The organism is Parendozoicomonas verongulae (assembly GCF_009711465.1).
Taxonomy (GTDB): Bacteria; Pseudomonadota; Gammaproteobacteria; order Pseudomonadales; family Endozoicomonadaceae; genus Sansalvadorimonas; species Sansalvadorimonas verongulae.
The window spans coordinates 1-916 of sequence record NZ_SMME01000459.1 but is presented as its reverse complement, the minus strand read 5'-3'; the positions used below and the strand labels follow the sequence as shown (position 1 = coordinate 916).

The 916-nt window shown below is 49.6% G+C and carries 1 protein-coding gene; it reads left to right on the top strand.

Going from position 1 to position 916, the window contains the following annotated elements; genetic code table 11:
* Nucleotides 1-112 precede the first annotated feature (112 nt).
* Nucleotides 113-916: hypothetical protein (locus tag E1189_RS01020; RefSeq protein WP_155158259.1), on the top strand; the 804-nt coding region annotated here is incomplete at its 3' end.

The following is a 916-nucleotide window of genomic DNA, read 5'->3' as shown; positions in this document are numbered from 1 at the left end:
GAACACATGGAGAGCTCAGGATTTGGGTGGCGCACCGGGAGAATTCTCAATGCATGTCCCCGACTTTCAGTCTGTTGTGAACGGAGTGGCGCTGACTGGCAGCAGTCAGAGGATGTCTCAGTTATTCAGTCACATGAATCCTGAAAAGGTAGCTGCACTGACAGAGACTCTTGGAATCAGTCTGGAAAACATCATCCAGTCTGTACAAAGTGGTACAGCATTACCGGCAAGTACGGCATCCGCTCTAAAACTCCACAATATTATAAGAAAACTCTGGGGGGGGAAGTCAGACATTCACGCCTTTGTCTTGGGGTGTGAGCTATTAAAAAGCAAGGATGAACCGGATATTTCTGAATGTTCTCTGCTGGGCAGCAGGGCCACTTCTACTAGTCAACTCGTTTTGGTGGTAGATGGTTTGGTTCGTTCGGCTCAACCTGTTGATAGTGTGATACAAGAGCTTCAGGGCTTGCACGAAAAAATGGTCCAGAGTGGCTTGGTCAGCCATAGCAACTGGCAATATACCATAATCAGGATACTTACCGAGGTCGCTCGCCCCCCAGGCTCCTGTCTACCCCAGTTTATAGCCGCTGCTCAGGTCGCTATTCAACAAAATTGGCTCGAACCGGAATATTGCCCTGATGATAGGGCAGAGGCACTTTATGATCTATTGAAAAAGCTGGACGCTGTCAATGAGCTCAAACCATTGGTGCAGCGCCTCTTGAAAAACTGGTATGCCCATTTTTTGGGTAAGACAATAGACAAGGGCAGCATCAGGTGGATGCTGGGCACCGCTTCACCTTTCGCCCTGCCAATGTGCAGTGGGCATTCCCCCATACTGGAGGCCAGCCTGAAAATAAATAATCTGGCACCCTCCTGGACTGGTGAGCCGGAAGGTGTTCCAGATATAGGCAGGTTG